Below are 16915 nucleotides of genomic sequence, written 5' to 3'. Positions count from 1 at the left end.
GGTTGTGGGCCTCCTGATGCCTCAACGGCATGCATCCTCAAGATCGAAGAATTCAAGGGCCTCTCGGATGGCGCGGTCCCAGAAGTCCCACTCGTGTCCGTACCCTTCGGTGATGACGAACTCTGCCTCAAGACCGATCTCCTCGGCGTGCTTCTTGAAGGTCATCAGATCAGGGACTATGTAGTCGTCATCGCCGCCAGTGTGGAAGCGCAGCCGCGGCAGCGCCCCGCTGGCGGCCTTCTCGTCGATGATCCGCCAAACGTTCTCCTCCGATGCCTTGAAAGCCTCCAAGCCACCAGCGTTATCGGCCATGCCCGCCAGACGTCGCGCGAAGATGTCATCCGAGGCGAGGTACTCCTCGGTGAGGAGATCGAAGTTCTTCGGCGTGGCGGACAGTACCACCGCCGCGGTGAAGAGTTCCGGGTGGTTGACCGCGAATTTGATGGTGGCTCGCCCGCCCATAGACAAGCCCGCGATGAAGTTGTCCTCCCGCCTGCGTGAGACCGGGAACCAGTTCCAGACCAACGGCATGAGCTCCTTGATGACGTAGTCGTATGCCTCGTATCCCAGCATCGCACTACTCCAGTTGGAGAAGTTCGAGTTCTGCCCGCTCGGCATGACCACCGCAATGCCCTTTTCGACGGCGTAGCGCTCGATATTGGTCTTGCGCACCCAGTCGCTGTGGTCGCCGAAGGTACCGTGCAGGAGCCACAGAACCTTAAGGTCTCGGGTCCGCTCGTAGTAGTCGGCCGACTCCTCGGCCTGCGGCCGGTCCGGAAGGATCATTGTGAACTCTTGATTCGCGCGCAGGTACCTGCTCTCGAAGTTCATGGTCAGCAACGCCATAGCTTCTCCTCGTGTCATCGAATCCGGCACGGCATCCCCGCCACACCGATGGTGCGCAGCAACTATCCGCCTCTCACGGTGCCTGCGTGAGCCGCCATCCGGCGGCGAAATGCCGGATGATCGCGCCGCGATGGCGGCTCAAACGCGACGCGCGTCCTGATTGACTCGGCACATGACGCGGATCGCAGCGCGGCGTACACCGGCCGCCTGCGCCACGCGCCTGAGCATTTCCCGTCCGTACCAGAGCGCCTCCGGGGGAGGCATCGAGGTCACGTATGTCCGCAGTCAACAACCAACGCATCTGGTCGACTGGATTCACCATCATCTTCGTCATCAATGTCATCATCAACTTCGCGCAGTACATGATGATCACACTCGTGCCTAAGTTCGCGCAGTACCTGGGCGCCTCGGCCGTGGTCATCGGCGTGGTCACCGGGACCTTCGCGATCACGGCGCTGGCGGTTCGCCCCCTGGTCGGGCCTGCCACCCTGCGCCTTCGCAGCCAGTGGCTGCTTGCAGGCACGCTTCTGATTCTGATGACCGCCTTCATCCTCTACTCCTCGGCAAACAGTGTCACGGGCCTGTTCGTGGCACGTCTCTTACACGGAACGGGAATGGGATTCCTGGCCCCGGTAACCCTGTCGCTCGCCAGCCAGGCTCTCCCGGCGGAGCGCATGGCGCAGGGCATTGGGGTCTTCTCCCTGGGCCAAGCGGTGGCCACGGCCATCGGCCCGTCAACGGGGCTCTGGCTCCTGGGCGTAATCGGCTACCGGGGAACCTTCCTGACCTCTGGCGCTCTAATCGTGATCGCCTTCCTGATGACCTGGGCGCTCTCCCCCGCTCCTCCGCCAGCGCGCGCCGGCAGCACGTCCTTCTCCTGGAGATCCGTCATCGCACCCGAGGCGGTGGTCCCGGCCATCGTCATCTTCTTCCTCGCCGGCGCATACTCGGGCATCAACGCCTTCATCGTTCTGCTCGGCGAGTCCGTCGGAGTCGCCGATATAGGCACGTTCTTCACCGCCTACGCCCTGACAATCGTGATCTCGCGCCCCTTGGCGGGAGGTATCTCGGACCGACACGGGCTGGCTGTCGTCATCGTGCCGGGCATGGTGGTCTTCGGTCTCGCATTCGTCGTCATCAGCCAGGCGCATTCCTTGGCCATGTTTCTTGTGGCCGGAGTGTTCTCGGCCCTGGGTTACGGCATCTGCCAGCCCGCAGTCCAGACATGGTGTCTGATTAGCGTTGAGCCAACGCGAAGGGGCATCGCAAGCAACACCAACTACATCGGCGTCGACCTCGCCTATCTCGTGATGCCAGTCGTTGCCGGTGCAATTGTCTCCCGGCTCCGTGACGCAGGTGCCTCGGTGGCGTCCGCGTATCAGATCATGTATCTCTCCCTAATCGTCCCCGTGGCCATCGGTATGGTCGTATTCCTCGCCTATGGCCGGCGCAGTCTATCCCATCAGACCAACAACCCGAATGATCGGAGTTCATCATGAAGCCCGTCGTCAACCAGGCCATGCTTATCACCTACGCGGACTCTTTGGGGGGCAACCTGATGCGCCTGCGTGCCGCCCTGGACACTCACCTACCCGGAGCGTTCGGGGGGCTCCACATCCTGCCCTTCTTCCGCTCCTCGGGGGACCGCGGTTTCGCGGTCATCGATTACGACGACGTCGACCCCGCCTTCGGCGACTGGTCAGACATCGACGCCCTCGGCAAGGACTACTTCCTCATGGCTGACTTCATGCTCAACCATGCCTCGATCCGCTCCCGGGAGTTCCTCGACTACATGGCACGCGGAGACGATTCCACCTACCGATCGATGTTCATCGACTGGGACGAGTTCTGGCCCGAGGGGGAGCCCTCGGACGAGGACATGGAGCTTCTTTACCGACGCAAGCCGGGTGGCCCGGTCAAGGAGTTCACGCGAGCGGACGGGAGGAGCGTGCGGATCTGGAACACCTTCTTCGACGAGCAGGTTGACATCGACCCCTACGACCCCGCCACCCAGGCGTACTACGAGCGCAACCTCAGCCGGCTGGCCCAGCACGTGGCGGCCATCCGGTTCGACGCCTTCGCCTATGCCACTAAACGCCCCGGCACCAGCTGCTTCTTCGTCGAGCCCGATGTCTGGGAAGTCCTCGAAATCGGTCTGAAGCCCCTGAAGCCGTACGGCACCGTCATGCTCCCTGAGATTCATGAGAATTACCGCACGCAGATGAAGATGTCCCGCAAGGGGCACTGGGTCTACGACTTCGCCCTGCCCATGCTTACTCTGCATGCTCTGTTCACCGGGCGCACCGATCGCCTCGCGCACTGGCTCGAAGTCTGTCCCCGCCGCCAGTTCACCACTCTGGACACACACGACGGAATCGGCGTGGTAGACGTCGCCGGCCTGCTCAGTGACGAGGAGATCGACCTGGTCTCACAGCGGGTCGACGCCAACACGGCAAACCTCAAGGGGCACGGTCCCGCTCTCCCGGCGATACACCGGGACGGGAAGAAGGTCCGCTACCAGTTGATGACAACCTACTACTCGGCTCTGGGGGAGGACGACGCCGCTTTTCTCCTCGCCCGTGTCTTCCAACTCTTCGTTCCCGGGATCCCACAGCTGTACTACGTCGGGGCACTCTTCGGCGCAAACGACATCGCGGCGCTGGACCGGGTCGGTGATCCCCGCGCCGCCAACCGACACGACTACTCGGAGGCGGAGATCGCGCAGGCAGTCGCCCGCCCTGCGGTGCAGACGCTCCTGGCCGCTCTGCGCCTGCGCAACACCTTCCCAGCTTTCAACGGTCATTGCTGCGTCTCGGAGCAGGGTCAGGGGCGCATCAGCGTCACATGGGATGACGGAGCCTGCGCGGTACTACTGGAGGCGGACTTCTCCGACCACTCCTTCGTCATCAAGGCACGGCGGCGGCACGAGCCCTGGCGCCAGGTACTAGTGTCCTGATACCTCACCGACGGGGACGGCCGACGGCGCGCCCGGGAGGCCCCGGCTCAGGACCCCGCCTGATTTCCGCTCCTCGCCCAGGGGTCCAGTTCCGTGCCGAAGACGGCGAAGCGCTGGGCCACGCATCCCAGCCACAGGTAGAACAGATGACGAGAGTTACTCAGGTCGAGGTCAAAGGTGTCCTGAAGGCGATCGACGCGCTTCTGCACGGTGGAGTGGTGCAGGCCCAGCTCGACGCAGGCGCCCCGCACGGACTTGGCCCTGGTCAGGGCGGTCACGGTCTCCTCGAGCCACGGGATCTGCTCAGCGGTGATGAGCTGCACCGTGGGATCGGTCATGACGTCCTCCGGCATGGCATGGAGGAACAGGGGGGCGATCACCTTGAAGCGGTCCCATTCCAACAGCTTGCCGAAGGGGGCCATACGGAGCACCGTTCGCGCTCGGCTCCACGACTCCATGATATCCGTCGGCGCCACCGCCGGGCCGGCCCCACCTCGGTGACCGGGGAATTCCGAGTCCAACCTGATCGAGGCGGGCTGAATGACGGCATACACCCGGACGGCACCGATATCGGTCGTGGCACTCAACTGATCGGCTCCGGATATCTTCGTGGTCGCCAAGACCCGATATGTCCGGTTGGCATCCAGCCGCAGTGAGCTAATGAGCTGGACCCGCCGGTCGGCGGCTACCGGGTCATTGAGGAGGATGGACCAAGCCTGGGCGGGGCTGGGGGCGAATGAGTCCATGCGGTCGCGCCAGCGACTCACCCCCTGAACCAGGCGTTCAAGTACCAGGCGATCAGTGGTGCTGGGGTCGGGATTCTCCACCCAAATTCGGCTTCCGGTGTCCGGCGAGACGCACGCCGTCGGCCAACCGGACTCGGGACCAGTCGACCTGCTGGGCAGACGACGCCCCGCGGGGTCGACGCGGATGTCGATCCCGCGGTCCTGCAGGCTCATCCCCGTCACCGACCCGGTCAGTGCGGCACCCCCGCGCAAGTACGCCTCCGGCCCGGCACCGCTGCCATCCAGACTGTCGAAATAATCCAGAACACGCAGTGCCACGCCGGCCTCGGTATCCCGGGCGGCAAGCCTGGACAGAAGGTCCCTCACCCAACCACCTTATCCTGGGGCCCGTAGCCGAATATCCGCCCCAGCCAGCTGTTACGGGACTCCAACGCCGCCCGTCCCACCGAGGTGTGGAAATGGTTCTCGAAGCCGTGGTAGCCGCCGTCCCACACGTGCAGCTCGGCGGAGCCACCTGCCCGCCAGATGCGGGCTGCATAGTCGATGACCTCGGAGCGGAAGGTCTCGGCCGAGCCCACCTCCAACAGGGCAGGCGGCAACCCCGCCAGGTCCTTCACCCGGCCGGGAGTGTTGAACCTGACCTCCCCTGGGTCCGTACCGGCCAGGACCATCGACCAGGCCCTCCGGTTCTCCTCCGCGGACCACGGTCCCGTCAGGGGCTCCTGCCGAACGGAGTCACCGTCTGCGTCGGGGTCGAGCATCGGCGCCATAAGCAACTGACCAGCGAGCGGAGGGCCTGAGTGTTCTCTGGCGAGCAGGGCGGTGCCGGCAGCCAGCCCGCCGCCGGCGCTCATGCCGGCCACGACGATCGCCTCGGGGTTGATCCCCAGCGCCTGGGCGTGCTCGACCACGTAGCACAGGGCGGTGTAGCAGTCCTCTACCAGAGTGGGGGCGGTGAACTCCGGCGCCAACCGGTAGTCGACACTGAAGACGCTGGCCCCGAAGTCGTCAATCCAGCCCTCAAAGTCCGTCACGCCGTCCCAGGGCGTACCCACCATCATCCCGCCGCCGTGAATGTAGAACACGCACGGGCGCAGATCCCTGGCCCCCGCGGCGTGGGTGTGTACCAGGCCGATTGGGTATCCGTCAGCCGCGGGGACCGTGAGATCCTCGACCACGTAGCCCCTGGCCTCGTAGCCCTCGCGGATCTCCTCGGAGAAACCGCGGATATCGGTCCTCATAGCCTCTAGGGCGTCCGCGTCGAAGGGCATGGGTACAAAGCCTCGCACGGCCAGGGCGCCGGCCAACTCGGCGTCATAGGCGGGACGCAGCGGAACCTGACGGCAAAACAACTCACCCATGGTTCAACCCTTCACCGAGCCCTGCAGCAGCGCTTGCTTGAACTGACGCTGGAAGACGATGAATACCAGGAGCGTGGGGATCATCATCAGCAGTGCCGCGGCGCACAGCATGACGACGTCTGTGGCATAGGCCCCTTGAAAGCCAGCGAGTGCACCCCCAACAGTTCGCTGAGACGGATCGTCGATCATCACCACGGTGAGCATGAAATGGTTCCAAGTCCACAGGAAGCTCATAACCATCAGGGTGGACAACGAGGCCTTGGCGATCGGCAGCTGGATGCTGACGAACGTGCGGACTGGTCCAGCGCCGTCGACCTGTGCAGACTCCTCGAGCGCCCCAGGGACGCCGAGGAAATGCGTCCGCATCCAGAACACGCCGAAGGGCATCTGCATGGCCACCAGCGGCAGCGCCACGCTCCACACGGTATTGGTCAGATTAAGGTCCCGCATGGTGATGTAGAGCGGCGTCACAAGGCTCTCCGTGGGCAGGGTCAGGCCCGCGAGGAAGACCAGGAAGAAGATCGCGGATCCGGGCACCTTCAGCCAGGTAAGGGCGTAGGCCGCCATGGTCGACAAGAGTAGGACCAGGGGCACCACAATGATGACGAGCCGAGCGCTGGAGAGCATGAGTGTCGGAAACTTGGCCAGTTCGAAGGCGGTGGCGAAGTTTTCCCAGTGCAGAGCGCCCGTGAAGGAGATCCCGGCGGGCAACGTCCCCGGTTGCGCCAAAGCTACAGACAGCAGCGCGACGAAGGGCATGAGAGTGTAGATGGCCAGGGCAATGAGAAGGGCAGAACCTGAGAACCGCTCACGGCGTGAAATGCGCATGGTTACGTCAATCCTTCGAGCTGAGCTTCTGTAGCGGAATGATGACGAGCAGGACCACGGCCATGAGGACGATTCCCATGGCGGCGGCGGCACCGACCTTCTGCTGGCTGAAGGCAAGGAAGTAGACCTCGACGCCTGGCACCATGGTGGCCCGCGCCGGACCGCCCTGAGTGGTCATGTAGACGATGTCGAAGCTGGCGAGCGCGGCAATGATGGTCATGGTGGCGCACACGACGATCTCCCTGCGCAGGCCCGGAAGCGTCACCGCACGGAACTCCTGCCACGCGTTGGCACCGTCCAGACGGGCGGCCTCGTAGAGTCCCTGGTCGATCTTGGTGATGCCGGAGGACAGCATCATTGTCGTGATACCCAGCAGGGCCCAAGTCCCGATGAACCCGATTGCAACCAGGGCAGTCTTTGTATCGCCCAACCAGGCCCTGGTGATGCCACTGAGTCCGACGGCGTCGAGGATCTGGTTGACCAGCCCCTCGCGCGAGTAGATCCAGCTCCAGCCAATGGCGGAGGCGGCCATGGGGATAACTTGAGGGAGGAACAGTACGGTTCGTACCAAATCGCCGCCCCGTCGACGGGCGACGTGCCCGGTCAGCGCCGCCGCTGCCAACGCAAGGACCAAGGTTCCGCCGGTGAAGAACACCATCAACTCGAAGGAGTGCAGCAGCGTCACGAGCTTGGACGCGTTAGTGAAGATGTCGACGTAGTTCTTCGTCCCCACAAAGGTGGCCTCCCCAACCCCGTTCCAGTCGTAGAAGGAGTATTGGATGGCACGCACGAAGGACCCCAGGATGAGCCACCCGTACAGGCCCGCCGCCGGAGCGAGGAAGGCGAGGGCAATGAGAGTTCGTTTCCAAGACCGGGGTCGGCGCGCCCGGGTGGCTGCCTGTGCCATCAGCCGTTCAACTCCTGCTCGTACCCGTCCTGGATGGCCTGGGCGAACTCTTCGGGCGTGGTCTTTCCGAGCAGAAGAGCCTGGCACTCGGGGGTCATGACACCCATGCCGATTCCCGGAGTTGCATTGGCGATGAAGTCCACCGCCCCTCCGGATTCGAGAACGGTGTTGAATGCCTGGGTGGTCTCCTGGACCAGCTGAACATCACTCGTGGGTACGGGCAGGTCGGTGGGGCCGCCCGGGGAGCAGCCGATCGCGTCGACAACCATCTGACGCGCTGACTCATCGGTGTGAATCCAGTTGAGGAAGTATGCCGTGACGTCCTTGTTCGCAGCGGTGGCAGGAATGACGTAGTTGGCGGGAGACGCCATCGCCTTGAGATCGGCACCCGCCTGGGCTCCTGGAAAGAGGAAGAAGCCGACCTTGTCCCCCATGACCGAGGCGAGTCGCTGGGCCTCCCAGTCGCCGTTGGGGACGAAGAGCGCATCGCCGGCCTGGAAGTCGGCCATTGAGGTGGAGTAGTCGACCGAAACGGCGTCGGAGGGAATGACCCCGTTGCCGACCCATTCCTGGATCTTCGTGGCGGCTTCAATCATCGCGGGCTGGACAAAGGTGGCCCCGGACTTCTGGAAGATCCAGTCGTTGATCTCTTGCGAGTCGCCGTAGGCGTTCTGGAGCATCTGGAGGAGGTAGGGGGTCCCCACGTCCTTTCCGGCCATGGCGATGGCCTTCTTGCCCGCGGCTACCGCGGCGGCGCAGGCGGCGTCGAACTCGTCCACAGTGGCGGGCGGCATCGTAACGCCCAATTCGGAGGCGAGCTCCTTGTTGTAGAAGATACCGGTGACGTTGTAGCCGATTCCTACCGCGTAGAGGGAGCCGATGCCCCGCTGACCGCTGTCGTCCATTCGCGCGATCGCGAGCAGCGGCTGGGACCAGGAGTCCCAGCCGTAGGCCTCCGCATAGGGATCCATGTTGGTAACAATCTTATCCTTCGCCGCGGCGCTCAGCGCCGGCATGAAACACAACTCGGGAGGATCGTTGCGGGTGAGGATGCGGGATATGTTCTGTGCCAGTGTAGCATTCGCCTCAGCAGTGATCTCGAAGGTCACCGTATTGTGCTGAGCGGTGAAAGCCTCGCCGAGAGCCGTCACCGCGTCAGCGGCCTCGGTGCTGGTCATGATGCGAATCTTCACGGGCTCGGTAGGCAAGGTCGTGGAGACGGCCTCGGGCGCCGACCCTTCGGCGGAGGCTCCGCCGGATCCCGGCGCCGAGCATGCGGCGGTTGCGGCCGCAACCAGCGCCACGGCACTGGTACCCAGCATGCGACGGCGATTCATAAGAGGAAGGTGCTTCGCACTCACGTCTGACTCCTTCGGTCGTCGTTGACAGGATGATCATCTTCCGGAGCGACCTGCGCGGCCGCCGCCATGTGGTCTCCGTTTCGGGGCCTCCCACCGCCGAATGGCGGTGGGGCGTCCCGAGGGTGCCGCGGCCCTCGCCGAGGTCGGCCGCATTCACCGGAGTCCGTCACAGTTGTCCCCGCCAGGCACAAATCACGACTGAAGGCCACTACCTAATCTACCGAGAAGCTGGTAGAAGACCTCTGTGAAGACCGTACGCATACTCATGCGCAGCCTGCGCGAGTACAGGAAGGCATCGTTGCAGGCGCCACTGTTCATGGTGGGCGAGGCCGGACTCGAGTGCATCCTGCCCCTGATGATGGCCGAGCTGATCGACACCCTCACCGGCAACTCCATGGGCCCGATCCTGAGGATCGGCCTGGCCCTCGTCGTGATGGCGATGATCTCGCTCGCCTGCGGCGTCCTGTCCGGCGTGCGCGCCGCCACCGCCGCCGCCGGCCTGGCCCGCAACCTGCGCCAGGACCTGTTCTACCGGGTGCAGGAGTTCTCCTTCGCGGACATCGATCGCTTCTCGACGTCGTCACTGGTCACCCGCATGACCACCGACGTCACCAACGTGCAGAACGCCTACCAGATGATCATCCGGGTGGCCGTGCGCGTGCCCCTGATGGTGATCTTCTCCATCATCATGGCGCTGACGATCAATGCGCGCCTGGCACTGATCTTCATCATCATGCTGCCCTTCCTCGGAGGCGCCCTGGTTGGCCTCGCCGCCTACGTGTTCCCGATCTTCCAGCGCATCTTCAAGAAGTACGACGCCCTGAACAACTCCGTGCAGGAGAACCTCTCCGCGATCCGGGTGGTGAAGTCCTTCGTCACCGAGGAGCACGAGAAGACGAAATTCCGCGCCGCCTCCCAGGAGGTCCGCAAGGACTTCACCTACGCCGAGAAGATACTGGCGCTCAACGGCCCGATCATGGTCTTCTTCATCTACGTGGCACTGATGCTGGTCAACTACCTGGGCGCCCGGGTGGTCGTGGCCAGCGGCGCGACCGAGCTGACCACCGGCGAGTTCTCCTCCCTGATGACCTACGGCGTGCAGATCCTGGCATCAATGATGATGCTCGCGTTCATCTTCGTAATGGTGTCGATGTCGGTGGAGTCCGCCAACCGCATCGCCGAGGTCATCGAGCACCGCCCCACCCTCACCTCCCCCACGGGCGGCCTGAAGGAGGTTCCCGACGGCGAGGTCCGCTTCGAGGGGGTCTCCTTCCGCTACACCGCCGACGCCGAGGCCGACGTCCTGCACGGCATCGACCTGACGATCCCGTCGGGCTCCACCCTCGGAATCGTGGGCGGCACCGGCTCGGCCAAGACCACGCTCATCCAACTAATCTCCCGCCTGTACGACGCCACCTCCGGGCGGGTGAGCGTGGGCGGCGTCGACGTGCGCGAATACGACCTGGAGAGCCTGCGCGACGCGGTCGCCGTCGTGCTGCAGAAGAACGTCTTGTTCGCCGGCACCATCAAGGAGAACCTGCGCTGGGGCGATCCCGACGCCACCGACGCGGAACTCATCCACGCCTGCGAGCTGGCCCAGGCCGACGAGTTCGTGCGTCAGTTCCCCGACGGATACGACACTCGCATCGAGCAGGGAGGCACCAACGTCTCCGGCGGGCAGAAGCAGCGGCTGTGCATCGCCCGCGCCCTGCTGAAGAAGCCGCAGATCCTGATCCTGGACGACTCGACCTCCGCCGTCGACACCCGCACCGACGCCCTCATCCGTCGCGCCTTCGCCGAGGAGATCCCGGACACCACGAAGATCATCATCGCCCAGCGCCTGAGTTCCGTGGAGCACGCCGACCAGATCATCGTCCTCGACGACGGCCGCATCCTGGAGCGCGGCACGCATGCGGAGCTGATGGCCCTGGGCGGCGAGTACCAGCAGATCTACGAATCCCAGAACCGCACCAGCCAGACGCAGGAGGTGGCGTGACCGTGGCGCGCACCCGCAATCAGCAGCCCCGGGACCTGCGTCCCGACGCCGACCAGCCGGACCCGCACGACCTGCCGCATATCGAACACCCGGCCCGCCGGCTGCTGGCCTATGTCTTCCACTACTACCCGTGGCAGTTGATCGTCGTCGCCGTCAGCATCGTGATCGCCTCGGTGGCCTCCACCGTCGCCTCGATCTTCATGCAGCGGGTGGTCGACGAGGTGATCACCCCCGGGCTGAGCACGGGCCTGGACGCCGTAATGCCCACGCTGGTGCGGATCATCACCGCCATGGGCGTGGTCTACGCGCTCGGCGTGCTCACCAACTTCCTGTACTCGCGGATCATGGCGGTGGTCACGCAGGGCTCGCTCAAGCACATGCGTGACGACATGTTCGACCGCATGCAGTCCCTGCCGATCAAGTACTTCGACACCCACGCCCACGGCGCGATCATGTCGACCTACACCAATGACACCGACGCGGTGCGCCAGCTGATCGGCCAGTCGGTGCCCACCCTGATCCAGTCCGCCCTGACCCTCGCCGCCATGCTGGCGATGATGCTCTACTACAGCCTGTGGCTGACGATCCTGGTACTGGTAGTTGCCGCGATCATGGTCGGCGCCACCCGCAACCTGGGTGGGAACTCGTCGCGCTACATGGTCGCCCAGCAGCAGTCGCTGGCCACCGAGGAGGGCTTCGTCGAGGAGATCATGGGCGGGCAGAAGGTGGTCCAGGTCTTCAACCACGAGGAGGCCGCCAAGGCCGACTTCGACGCCCTTAACCGGCAGCTGTTCGCCGACTCGGAGAAGGCCAACCAGTACGGCAACATCCTCGGGCCCGTCATGGGCAACCTCGGCAACCTGCTGTATGTGCTGATCGCCATGGTGGGTGGCCTGCTCATTCAGCTGCAGGTGACCAACATCGGCTTCGCCGGCATGGGCACCATCACCGTCGGCATCATCGTCTCCTACCTGACGATGGTGCGGCAGCTGTCCCAGACCATCAACCAGGCCTCCCAGCAGGTGGCGCTGATCGCCATGGGCCTGGCCGGCGCCGGCCGGGTCTTCGCCCTGATCGACGAGCAGCCCGAGCAGGACGGCGGTTATGTGGGTCTGGTCGACGCCGTCGAGACGGCCGACGGCGGCGTTCAGCCCGCGGACCACAAGACCGACGTGTGGGCCTGGCGCCACCCCCACCAGGCAGACGGCACCGTCACCTACACGCGGCTGCGCGGCGAGATCGTCATGAAGCACGTCGACTTCTCCTACGACGGCGTCAAGGAGGTTCTCCACGACGTCTCCCTGTGGGCCGAGCCGGGGCAGAAGATCGCCTTCGTGGGCGCCACCGGCGCCGGGAAGACCACGATCACCAACCTGATCAACCGCTTCTACGACATCGACGACGGCAAGATCCGCTACGACGGCATCAACATCAACAAGATCGCCAAGGCGGACCTGCGCCGCTCACTGGGCGTGGTGCTGCAGGACGTGCGCCTGTTCACCGGCACGGTCATGGACAACATCCGCTACGGGCGCCTGGACGCCACCGATGAGGAGTGCATCGAGGCGGCGAAGCTGGCGAATGCCGACGGCTTCATCCGGCGCCTGCCGCACGGGTATCAGACGGTGATCTCGGGCGACAGCTCGAGTCTGTCCCAGGGGCAGGCGCAGCTGCTGTCGATCGCGCGCGCCGCCGTCGCCGACCCACCGGTGATGATCCTGGACGAGGCGACCAGCTCCATCGACACCCGCACCGAGGCGCTGGTGCAGGCCGGCATGGACAACCTCATGCGGGGGCGGACGGTGTTCGTGATCGCCCACCGGCTGTCCACGGTGCGCAACTCGGACGCGATCATGGTGCTGGACCACGGCCGCATCATCGAGCGCGGCAGCCACGAACAGCTGATCGAGCAGCGCGGCACCTACTACCAGCTCTACACCGGCGCCTTCGAACTGGAGTGATCCCGCTTCCCCGTCGCCGAGGTCGGTAGATCTTACGTACCGAGGTCGGTAGATATGGTTACGGGGATGAGCCATATCGACCAAAACCGGCGCTTCCGGTTTGGGGGTGTGGGGACGGAATCATGCGGAAAACACGTCAGGCGGTGAACGGGGCATTCGGCTCTCATGTGCGCCGACCCCCGCGGCGCACATGGGAGACAACCAGCCTCCTTAGGCCCAAAACCAAGAACGTTGAAATACCAGGCAAAACTCGCTGTCCGGTCAGAGCGACAAGCTGACTGAGCGTGCGCCGCTCCCGGGAGTACCCGCTCGACCGGATCCTTACCACCCACCAACCGCCCAACGCCAACACCACCCACACCCGCCCACCCACACCCACAAACCGGAAGAGCCTATTCAGCCCTTCCGGTTTGTGGGTGTGGTGATTGTGCCAGGGTGGGTGTCTGCTGCGCCGGTTGGACGTTAACAACGCTACTTAACCGTCTGCTGTATACCTCAGTGCCCTTCAACAGACCGTTAAGTAGCGTTGTTAACCCCGAAGTGGCGTTGCAGATGACCCCCGACGACCGTGCTGCCTGCGGCAAGAGCGTCCTCGCCGGCCCAAGGACGACCCCGCCGCCCGACGACGACCTCATCGCCCCGACCACCAAGCCACACCGCGCAACCCGAGCTGGAAACACCACGCCCTCGAACCGGAAGAGCCCATTTTCACCGCCCCATTCGCCAGAGCAGCCGTCCTTTTCAATCGATCTCAGCACGTAACTTCAACCGATCTCGGCGAGAGGGGGCGGGGCCGACGGCGGCGTCAATGCTGCCAACCGGCGCCCGCCCCTCTCACCGAGGCGACGCCCGCACTTGTCGGGGCCGTCCGTCACAGGCTCTCGAGGATGCTCTTCCCGAGGGTCAGGTGGCGGTCGAGCTGCTCGTCGGCGTCGTTGAGGTAGAAGGCGTGGCCCTCATACTCGGAGATGAAGGCGCCCTGGAAGCCGCCGTCGGCCAGGATGGACAGCGCCTTCTCATACGGGATCGTCGGCTCGAAGACCTTGCCATCCGCGTCGAGTTCCAGGTGGTAGAACTTGCCGTGCACGTACTTCACGTAGGGCACCATCGCGGCGAAGGAGTCGAGTTCCGCCGGCGCGAAGGACAGGTAGCCGAACCATTCGGAGATGGCGACCTTCTCCCCCTCGCCGCCGCCCATGTTCTTGGCGACGTGCTCCTGCATCTCCTCCTCGGTCATGCCGTTGTGGCGGTTGGCGATGATCCAGTCGAGGGTCTCCCGCTTGGCGCCCAGGCCCACGTAGCGGTTGATGGCGATCTCGGTGGGCCGCTCAATGAACATGCCGAAGTCGGGCACCAGCCCGAAGGACTCGAGCCGGTTCTTCTCGATCGTCTCCATGAATCCGCGGGTGGTGGCGTCGGCCGGCGTGTGCGGAGCGTGGATCTCGAAGCCGATCTGCACGCCGTAGCGCTCGGCCAGGTCGTTGACGGCGGGGGCGAGCTCCGGCTCGAAGCCGGTGGCGCGCAGATACTTCGCGCCGAGGCTGCGGGCGGTCATGATGTCCAGGCGGATGTCGGAGAGGATGTCCTCCCGGCTCATCTGGTAGCCCGTGATGCGCCCCAGGTCCACGTAACCGCCGTAGGAGAAGACCTCCACACCGTGCTTCGCGCCGGCGGCCAGCACCGCGTCGATCTCCTCGGGCCGCGGGGTGGGGTACTGCTGGAAGGTCTGGGCGCCGACCAGCTCCACCTTGCTGACGCCCTTGGCGGCGACGTGCTCGAAGATCGTGTCAATGCTCCAGTCGTCGTTCTCAATGAACTCCTGGGTGTAGCTGTAGCAGGAAATGCCCTGTTCAATGCCGTTGATCGTTGCCATGGTGGTCTTGCTCCTCAGTTCTCAGAGTTCTCGGCCACGGTGAGGGTGGCTGATGCGGAGGCGTCGAACATTCCGTAGACGCCGGGGGCGAACTGCATGTAGACGACGCGCGCCTCGCACACGAAGTCGACGTCGTGCGGCCCGGCCGCCAGCGGCTCGCCGGTCACGTGCAGGCGGATCGGGGTCTTGACGCCCCAGTACTCGGTGAAGGCCAGCGGCACCTGCTTAAGGCGCAGGAACTTGCCGTTGATCTCCACCAGGATGCGGTCGTCGTCGACCCGCTCGCCGTCGATGCTCAGTTCCATCCGCTCGACGGCGGAGATCGGGGTGCCGCGGTAGTAGTTGAGGCCGACGTCGAGGACGTAGCTGTCGGAGTCGTTGGCGAGCCGGCGCAGCACCTGCTCGTCGAAGCCGAGCTTCATGAATTTGGTGGGCATGGGTGATTCCTTCGGTTGGTTCGAGTTTGGTAGCTAGTGAGGCAGCAGTGAGGTGAACACTGTTTCAGGCCACCGCGACCCTGCGGGTGAAGCGGTTCTCGGAGACGAACGGCAGGTAGGACACGCGCAGGCGCAGGTTCACGTGCACGTCGTGCTCGCCGGGGGTCAGGCCGCCGGGCCGCAGCACGGTGATGGTCGCGAAGGTGCGCAGCTCCCAGCGCACGTCCGAGACGTCGGCGAGCTCGGCGAAGGTGCGGGTCACGCCGTCGTAGGTGAAGCGCAGATCCTCCGCGGGCACCGCCTCGCCGTCGACGACGACGTCGGGCGTCTCGATCATGGACAGTCCCAGGCCGCGGTAGTAGGGGATGTGGGCTTCGAAGGAGAAGCCCACCACCTCGCCGTCGGGGCCGGTGACGTTGCGGACGCTTCCCTCGCGAATGATCATCTCGTCGAACATGTCAGTTCTCCTTCCCGATCAGTGCCTTGAGCATGTTCTGGTGGGTGGCGACCTGCGTGACGGAGTCGACGGGCTCGGCGTCCTCGATGTGGCGGTTTCCCTCGTACTCGCTGGAGAGGTAGCCGTCGTAGCCGATCTCGTCCAGGACGGGGACGATCTCGTGGTAGGGGATGGAGTACTCGTGCCAGTAGTCGAAGCCCTCCACCTGGTGCATCTCGTAGAACTTGGCGTGGATGTGCTTGATGAACTCGGCGTGGTCGCGCAGGCAGTCCACGGGTTGGGCGATCATGTGGACGCCGTTGCGGGCCAGGCCCAGGGTGACACCATCCGTGCCCTGCCGCTCCAGGCGGTCGAAGAGGGCCTGGGTGTCGCCGTGAGAGTTGTAGGTGTCCACGATCTCGCGGGCCAGCTCCGGGTCGGCGCCGTCACGCAGGGCCCGGTCGACGACGACGCGCGGCAGCTTATGGACGAAGATGCCCATGTCCGGCACGCAGCCGACAACGTCGGAGCCCACGCGCGCGGCGACCTCCAGATGCCGCTTGATCCAGTCGTCCTCGAAGGAGTATGGCGAGTGGACCTCCACACCCATCCACACGCCGTGGTCGCGCGCGTAGGGGGCGGCAGACTCAACGACCTCGGGCGGGGTGTTGACGATGATGCGGATGCCCTTGGCGCCGAGCTTGGCGGTGTGCCGGATGTCCCGTTTGAGGGAATCGACCATCTCGGAGTGGTTGAGCAGGCGGCCGCGGTAGCGCTTGGTGTCCAGGAACATGTCGTGGACGGTCGGCGTGGTGCCGTACTTCGCCATGAGGTCCTGCCACCAGGAGTAGAAGGAGTCGGGCAGGTCGGGCTGACCGGGGAAGGGGAAGCCGGGGATCATCTGCTCGCCGAGGGTCTCGATGCCAAGCGCGCCCTCCTTGGCGGCTGCGGCGACGCAGTCCTCGAGGTCCATGGTGCCGTGAACGTATTCGTGCTGGTACGAGTACAGGCTGACTCCGCGTTTGATCTGTGAGGTCATTGATGCGCTCCTCTCTGAGTGCGGATTGCGGGTGAGTGTGGTTCGGCCCCGGCCCCGCGGTGGGGACCGGGGCCGAACCTGTTGCTGTCCGTCAGGCTGCGCCCGAGGGCGCGGCCGGGACGGTGCGGCGGGTATTGATGGATTAGGACTGCGGCAGGGGCGACGGCG

At 64.7% G+C, this 16915-nt stretch carries 14 protein-coding genes; 4 read left to right on the top strand and 10 right to left on the bottom strand.

Annotated elements, in window-relative coordinates; all coding sequences use genetic code 11:
* Positions 1-21 precede the first annotated feature (21 nt).
* Complete coding sequence (locus ACGLYG10_RS05945; protein ID WP_073328976.1) at positions 22-846, bottom strand: alpha/beta hydrolase; 825 nt, start codon at positions 844-846, stop codon at positions 22-24.
* A 275-nt stretch (positions 847-1121) separates the two neighbouring features.
* Between ACGLYG10_RS05945 and ACGLYG10_RS05940 the strand changes: the two genes are divergently transcribed.
* Together ACGLYG10_RS05940 and gtfA are read left to right on the top strand one after the other, a co-directional pair.
* Positions 1122-2345, top strand: a complete 1224-nt coding sequence (locus ACGLYG10_RS05940; RefSeq protein WP_073328974.1) for an MFS transporter — start codon at positions 1122-1124, stop codon at positions 2343-2345.
* Positions 2342-3802, top strand: coding sequence for a sucrose phosphorylase (gene gtfA / locus ACGLYG10_RS05935; RefSeq protein ID WP_073328971.1), 1461 nt, complete (start codon positions 2342-2344; stop codon positions 3800-3802). Before ACGLYG10_RS05940 ends, gtfA begins: the two co-directional genes overlap by 4 nt.
* Before the next feature lie 47 nt (positions 3803-3849).
* Here the strand turns inward: gtfA and ACGLYG10_RS05930 are convergent, their stop codons facing one another.
* From ACGLYG10_RS05930 to ACGLYG10_RS05910, 5 genes are read right to left on the bottom strand one after another with little or no spacing between them, the layout of a single operon-like run.
* On the bottom strand, positions 3850-4914 hold the full coding sequence (locus tag ACGLYG10_RS05930) for a helix-turn-helix domain-containing protein (protein ID WP_073328969.1): 1065 nt from the start codon (positions 4912-4914) through the stop codon (positions 3850-3852).
* The gene (locus ACGLYG10_RS05925; protein WP_073328966.1) at positions 4911-5909 is read right to left on the bottom strand and encodes an alpha/beta hydrolase; all 999 of its coding nucleotides are present in this window, start codon (positions 5907-5909) and stop codon (positions 4911-4913) included. The genes ACGLYG10_RS05930 and ACGLYG10_RS05925 overlap by 4 nt, the downstream gene beginning before the upstream one ends.
* Positions 5910-5912: 3 nt before the next feature.
* Positions 5913-6737 carry a carbohydrate ABC transporter permease gene (locus ACGLYG10_RS05920; protein ID WP_073328964.1) on the bottom strand — a complete coding sequence of 275 codons (825 nt, stop codon included), beginning with the start codon at positions 6735-6737 and terminating at the stop codon, positions 5913-5915.
* 7 nt (positions 6738-6744) lie between these two features.
* On the bottom strand, positions 6745-7644 hold the full coding sequence (locus ACGLYG10_RS05915) for a carbohydrate ABC transporter permease (protein WP_083565597.1): 900 nt from the start codon (positions 7642-7644) through the stop codon (positions 6745-6747).
* Complete coding sequence (locus tag ACGLYG10_RS05910; protein WP_139240861.1) at positions 7644-9005, bottom strand: ABC transporter substrate-binding protein; 1362 nt, start codon at positions 9003-9005, stop codon at positions 7644-7646. Before ACGLYG10_RS05910 ends, ACGLYG10_RS05915 begins: the two co-directional genes overlap by 1 nt.
* Before the next feature lie 244 nt (positions 9006-9249).
* Between ACGLYG10_RS05910 and ACGLYG10_RS05905 the strand changes: the two genes are divergently transcribed.
* Both ACGLYG10_RS05905 and ACGLYG10_RS05900 read left to right on the top strand, forming a co-directional pair.
* A complete protein-coding gene (locus ACGLYG10_RS05905) occupies positions 9250-11001 on the top strand; it encodes an ABC transporter ATP-binding protein (protein WP_073328958.1) in 1752 nt (583 codons plus the stop codon).
* Positions 11002-11036: 35 nt separating this feature from the next.
* The gene (locus ACGLYG10_RS05900; protein ID WP_073329302.1) at positions 11037-12962 is read left to right on the top strand and encodes an ABC transporter ATP-binding protein; all 1926 of its coding nucleotides are present in this window, start codon (positions 11037-11039) and stop codon (positions 12960-12962) included.
* A gap of 871 nt (positions 12963-13833) precedes the next feature.
* Here ACGLYG10_RS05900 and ACGLYG10_RS05895 read toward each other — a convergent pair.
* The 4 genes from ACGLYG10_RS05895 to ACGLYG10_RS05880 form a co-directional block, all read right to left on the bottom strand.
* Positions 13834-14835 (bottom strand): TIM barrel protein, encoded by a 1002-nt coding sequence (locus ACGLYG10_RS05895; RefSeq protein WP_073328956.1) that lies wholly within the window; start codon positions 14833-14835, stop codon positions 13834-13836.
* Positions 14836-14849: 14 nt separating this feature from the next.
* Positions 14850-15272 carry a C-glycoside deglycosidase beta subunit domain-containing protein gene (locus ACGLYG10_RS05890; RefSeq protein WP_073328953.1) on the bottom strand — a complete coding sequence of 141 codons (423 nt, stop codon included), beginning with the start codon at positions 15270-15272 and terminating at the stop codon, positions 14850-14852.
* Between the two features lie 64 nt (positions 15273-15336).
* A complete protein-coding gene (locus ACGLYG10_RS05885; protein ID WP_073328951.1) occupies positions 15337-15729 on the bottom strand; it encodes a C-glycoside deglycosidase beta subunit domain-containing protein in 393 nt (130 codons plus the stop codon).
* A 1-nt stretch (position 15730) separates the two neighbouring features.
* On the bottom strand, positions 15731-16747 hold the full coding sequence (locus ACGLYG10_RS05880) for a sugar phosphate isomerase/epimerase family protein (protein WP_073328948.1): 1017 nt from the start codon (positions 16745-16747) through the stop codon (positions 15731-15733).
* Positions 16748-16915: the final 168 nt, after the last annotated feature.

The sequence above is a fragment of the Actinomyces glycerinitolerans genome (assembly GCF_900098745.1).
Taxonomy (GTDB): Bacteria; Actinomycetota; Actinomycetes; order Actinomycetales; family Actinomycetaceae; genus Actinomyces; species Actinomyces glycerinitolerans.
This window is presented reverse-complemented; position numbering and strand designations above follow the sequence as displayed.